Annotated in this window: 4 protein-coding genes; 3 read left to right on the forward strand and 1 reads right to left on the reverse strand. The window is 73.1% G+C overall.

All coding sequences use genetic code 11. The annotated features are described in order from the left end of the window. Positions 1–288: 288 nt before the first annotated feature. On the reverse strand, positions 289–1,539 hold the full coding sequence (locus ABZ930_RS41250) for an aminotransferase class III-fold pyridoxal phosphate-dependent enzyme (RefSeq protein WP_361560730.1): 1,251 nt from the start codon (positions 1,537–1,539) through the stop codon (positions 289–291). Between the two features lie 201 nt (positions 1,540–1,740). On the opposite strand from ABZ930_RS41250, the gene ABZ930_RS41255 reads away from it, so the two are divergent. From ABZ930_RS41255 to ABZ930_RS41265, 3 genes are read left to right on the forward strand one after another with little or no spacing between them, the layout of a single operon-like run. Continuing rightward, the gene (locus ABZ930_RS41255) at positions 1,741–2,892 is read left to right on the forward strand and encodes an ROK family transcriptional regulator (RefSeq protein ID WP_361560733.1); all 1,152 of its coding nucleotides are present in this window, start codon (positions 1,741–1,743) and stop codon (positions 2,890–2,892) included. Between the two features lie 25 nt (positions 2,893–2,917). Then, positions 2,918–3,952 carry a Gfo/Idh/MocA family oxidoreductase gene (locus ABZ930_RS41260; protein ID WP_361560736.1) on the forward strand — a complete coding sequence of 345 codons (1,035 nt, stop codon included), beginning with the start codon at positions 2,918–2,920 and terminating at the stop codon, positions 3,950–3,952. Then, on the forward strand, positions 3,949–4,974 hold the full coding sequence (locus tag ABZ930_RS41265; protein ID WP_361560739.1) for a Gfo/Idh/MocA family oxidoreductase: 1,026 nt from the start codon (positions 3,949–3,951) through the stop codon (positions 4,972–4,974). The genes ABZ930_RS41260 and ABZ930_RS41265 overlap by 4 nt, the downstream gene beginning before the upstream one ends. The last annotated feature ends 94 nt before the right edge of the window (positions 4,975–5,068 follow it).

Here is a 5,068-nt window from a genome sequence, read left to right on the forward strand (position 1 = left end):
TTGCCATCGAAGGGCACATCTCTCCGCCATGCGCTCCTCCACCCGTACCTCCAGACTGCCCGTTTCCTCCGCGCTCTCCGCTTTTGCCCTGATCATCCCCGCGCCCCTGAAGGCTGCGCTTCGCGCGCCTTCCCCTGCCCCTGGGCGAGCGGAGCTCGCATCCAGGGGCGCGGGGAACTGCGCGAGAAGCGGCCACCGGCCCGCGCACGACGACGCTCCCAGGGGCGCGGGGAACTGCGCGACCAGTCGGCCGCACACCGGTACCCGGCGACGGAACGGCACCGCCCCCTACGTCGCCGTCGCGACCGCGCCGCTCCACAGCCCCAGCGCCTCGTCCACCTGCTGCTCGGAGACGACGAGCGCCGGAATCATCCGGACCACGTTGCCCCACGGACCACAGGTCAGCAGCAGCAACCCGGCGTCGGCAGCGGCCTGCTGAGCGCGGAGCGCGGTCGTGGGGTCGGGCTCACCGTCCGCCGTGACGAACTCACTGGCCAGCATCAGCCCCAGCCCCCGCACGTCACCGATCCCCGGCGTCTTGGCCCCGACCTCCTCGAGCCCGGCCCGCAACCGCTCCCCCATCGCCGCGGCGTTCGCGACCAGCGACTCCTCCTCGATGACGTCGAGCGTGGCACAGGCGGCCGCACAGGCCACGGCGTTGCCGCCGTACGTACCGCCCTGCGACCCGGGCCGCGCCCTGCCCATCAGCTCCCGCGACGCGGCGATCCCGGACAGCGGGAACCCGGAAGCGAGCCCCTTCGCCGTGATCAGCACATCGGGGCGCACTCCGAAGTGGTCGTGGCCCCAGAAGCGTCCGGTGCGCCCGACACCGGTCTGGATCTCGTCGAGGATCAAAAGGATCCCGTACCGGTCGGCCCGCTCCCGCAACCCTTGCAGGAACGCCGAGTTGGCGGGCACGTACCCGCCCTCGCCGAGCACCGGCTCGACGAGGATCGCCGCGGTGTCGTCCGGATCCGACACGGTGGCGAGGAGATGGTCCAGCTCGCGCAGGGCGAACCGGGTCGCCGTCTCCTCGTCCCAGCCGTAGTGGAAGGCGTTCGGGAACGGAGTGATCGCCACACCCGCCATCAGCGGCCCGAACCCGGTACGGATCTTCGTGCCGGAGGTCGTCAGGGACGCGGCCGCCACGGTCCTGCCGTGGAAACCGCCGTGCGCCACCACGATGTTCGGCCGGCCCGTCGCCTGCCGTGCGAGGCGCAGCGCCGCCTCCACCGCCTCACTGCCCGAGTTGACGAAGAAGAGGCTGTCCAGACCCTCGGGCAGGACGCCGCCGAGCTTCTCCACCAGCCGCTGCAACGGCTGGTGCATCACCGTCGTGTACTGGCCGTGGATGAGCGTGGCCACCTGCTCCTGCGCGGCCGCCACCACCCGCGGGTGGCAGTGGCCGGTGCTCGTCACCCCGATCCCCGCCGTGAAGTCCAGATACCGGCGGCCGTCGATCCCGTACAGATGGACGCCCTCCCCTCGCTGCGCGACGACGGGAGTGGCCTGACGCACATGCTCGGACAGTTGAGTCATGCCTCCAGCGTCGACGCCGGGCCGAAGAGGCGTCAATGGGTCATGTGTGGCGCTTCACCGCGTGCGCCCCCTCGCGTGTGTTTTCTGGATGTGCAGGAGTTCTGCGCAATTTCCGTGCGGGCGGGGTTTCCAAGCCGGGACGGTTCTGCAACAGTCCTGCGTATTCGGACACGCGTGCTCCATCCCGTGGAGGGAGAATCCGTGGCGGTGCACGACCGGTCGCGAGGGCACGACCTCGCGGCGCTGCGTGATCTCAACAGCTCCGTGGTGCTGCGGGAGTTGCGGCGGGAGAGCCCGCGGACGGTGAGCGGACTCGCCGGTGCCACGGGCCTGTCCCGGCCGACCGTCGAGGCGCTCGTCGAGCAGCTCACCGCGCGGGGCTGGATCGCGGAGGCGGCCGCACCGGCGACCGGGCGGGCGCCGGGGCGGCCCGCCCGGCGGTACCGGTTCCGCGCCGAGGCAGGGCACGTGGTCGGGGTCGACATCGGGCTCAGGAGGATCGTGCTGCTGCTCGCCCGGCTCGACGGGGAGATCGTGGCCCGCGCGCGGCACGACATCGCCCACGACGCGACGGGCGCGGAGCGCATCGAGCTGCTGCGCGGCCGGCTGCGGGGCTTCCTGGCCGGGCGGGGGCTCGCCCCGCACGACGTGTGGAGCCTGGGGGTCGGGGTGCCGGGCATGGTCGGCGAGACCGGGCGGATCCGGTCGGTGATCGTGCCGGACTGGACCGATCTGGATCTGGCGCGGCGGCTCGCGGACGACTTCCCCGGTGCGGGCCGCGTCCTCGTCGAGAACGATGTGAACCTCGCGGTGCTCGCAGAGCACTGGCGCGGCGCCGCCCGGCTCGCGGACGACGTGGCCTGTGTCCTGCTCGGGCCGCGCATCTCCTGCGGCCTGATGATCGACGGCCGGCTGCACCGGGGCCGCCGCGGCGGCGCAGGCGAACTCGGTTATCTTCCCCAACTCGGCCTGGAACAGGTGAAGAAGGGCTTCGCCTGGCCCGGGGAGCGACTGCCGGGCGAGTCGGCGACGGACGCGCTGGCCCGGGCCGTGCGCGCCGGGGAGGCGGGCGCGCTCGACGTGCTCGACCGGTTCCTGGCCGGGGTCGCCCCGGCCGTCGCCGCGCTGGTGCTCGCCCTGGATCCCGAACTCGTCGTCCTGTCGGGGGCGTTGGCGCCCGTCGGCGACTCCCTGGCTCCCCTCCTGTCCGCACATCTCGGTCCGCTCACCCTCCACGTGCCGCGTCTCGCGGTCAGCACGCTCGGCCGCGAGGGCGTGGCCCTGGGCGCCGTGCGCCGCGCCCTCGACGCGGTGGAGGCGCGGCTCCCCGACCACGGACCGTACGACGTCTGAATCCGGCCTCTCCGAAGGGACGTTCATGGCAGACCTCGACGTGGGACTGATCGGCGCGGGCGGCATCGCCCGCGCGCACCTGCCCGCCTGGACCGCGCTCGGCGCGCGCGTCACGATCCTGTCCACCGACGAAAACGCGGAACAACTCGCCTCCCGATACGCCGAGTTCGGGGTGACGGCCGTGCACTCGCTCACCGAACTCCTCGACCGCAGCACCGTCGTCGACGTGTGCACTCCCACGTTCACGCATCACGGACTGGCCCTCGACGCGATCGCCGCGGGCCGGCACGTGGTGTGCGAGAAGCCGCTCGCGCTCACCGTCGCCGAGGCCCGGGAGATGGCGGACGCGGCCGAGGCCGCCGGGGTGCTGCTCTTCCCGGCGCACGTCGTCCGCTACTTCCCCGCGTACGCGGCGCTCGCCGGGTCCGTGGCGGCGGGCCGCATCGGCGCCCCCGCGGTGCTGCGTCTGACCCGCTCCGGCCGCTTCCCGACGTGGGCCCCCTGGTTCGCCGATCCGTCGCTGTCCGGCGGCATCCTCGTCGACCAGATGATCCACGACCTCGACATCGCGCGGCTGCTCGCGGGCGAGGTCGTCCGGGTGCACGCGCAGGTCCGCGGCCACCGGGCGCCGGATCCGCCGGAGGGCGCCGTGACCACCGGCACGGCCGTCCTCACCCACGCGTCCGGCGCGATCAGTCATGTCCTCGGGGTGTGGGGGCCACCCGACCTTCCGTTCCGTACGACGTTCAGAGTCGCCGGGCCCGACGGGATGCTCGAACACGACTCGACGGCCGCCACCGGCTTCCGCGTCCTGGCCCAGGGACGGCGTCCGCTCGGCGAGGGCATCCCCGGCAGCCCCATGACGGAGAGCCCGTACCTCACCGAACTGCGGGAGTTCGTCGCCGCCTGCACGGGCGGGCCCGCGCCCCGGGTGTCGGCGCGGGACGGTGTCGAGGCGGTGCGGATCGCGGTGGCGGCGGCCGAGTCGGCCCGCACCGGTGAAGCCGTCGAACTCGCGGGAGCTGTCGGACCGATCGTGACCGAGGAGGCCGGGCTGTGACGGAGACGACGCATCTGAAGGTGGGCGTGCTGTCGTTCGCGCACGTCCACGCGGGCGGGTTCACGCGGCTGCTCGCCGCCATGGACGGCGTGGAGGTGCTGACCTGCGACCCGGATCCGGGGGCACCGGGCGAGCTGCGCGGCAAGGAGTTCGCGGCGCGCCTCGGCGTCGACTACGTGGACACGTACGAGGAGTTGTTCGCCTGGGGGCCGGACAAGGTCGTGGTCTGCGCGGAGAACGCGCGGCACCGGCCGTTGATCGAGCGGGCCGCCGCGCACGGCGCCGACGTCCTGTGCGAGAAGCCGCTCGCGACCACGCCCGAGGACGCCGCCGCCATGGTCGAGACGTGCCGGGCGGCCGGGGTGCGGCTGGCGGTGGCGCATCCGGTGCGGTTCAGCCCCGCCTATCTGGCGGTCCGGGACGCCGTGCGGGCGGGTACCGCCGGTGACGTGCTCGCGGTGGCCGGCGCCAACAACGGCTACATGCCCGGGGCGCGCCGCCGCTGGTTCGTCGATCCGGACCTCGCCGGGGGCGGCGCCCTCATCGACCACACCGTGCACGTCGTGGACCTGCTCGACGACCTCTTCGAGGGCAGTCCGGTGACGTCGGTCTACGCGCAGACCAACAACGTGCTGTACGAGGCCGGGGGCGAGGTGCCCGTGGAGACGGCGGGGCTGCTCACCCTCACGTACGCGAACGGGGCCGTGCTCACCCTGGACTGCAGCTGGAGCCAGCCCCGGCATCATCCGGCGTGGGGCGGGCTGTCGATGCAGGTGGTCGGGGACCGGGCCGTGCTGGAGATGAACGCGTTCGACCAGAAGGTGTACGGGTTCGACGAGCGGGCGCGGGGTGGGGTGGAGATTCCGTACGGGGTCGATCTGGACGGGCTGATGATGCGGGCGTTTCTGTTCGGGGAGGGGGGTGTGGGTGTGACGGACGGTGAGGCGGGGTTGCGTGCTGTGCGGGTCGTCGCGGCGGCGTACGAGTCGGCTCGGACGGGGTGTGTGGTGCGGGTCGATTAGGGGGTGCGTCGTCGGGTGCGGCTTGCGTCGTGGCTGGTCGCGCAGTTCCCCGCGCCCCTGAAACGAGCTCCGCTCGTCCAGGGGCGCGGGGAAC

Origin of the sequence: Streptomyces sp. NPDC046716, assembly GCF_040645755.1 — a bacterium.
Taxonomy (GTDB): domain Bacteria; phylum Actinomycetota; class Actinomycetes; order Streptomycetales; family Streptomycetaceae; genus Streptomyces.

Coding starts and splice junctions, on each gene's coding strand:
- ABZ930_RS41250 (WP_361560730.1), bottom strand. CDS start 1,539: ATGACTCAACTGTCCGAGCATGTGCGTCAGGCCACTCCCGTCGTCGCG.
- ABZ930_RS41260 (WP_361560736.1), top strand. CDS start 2,918: ATGGCAGACCTCGACGTGGGACTGATCGGCGCGGGCGGCATCGCCCGC.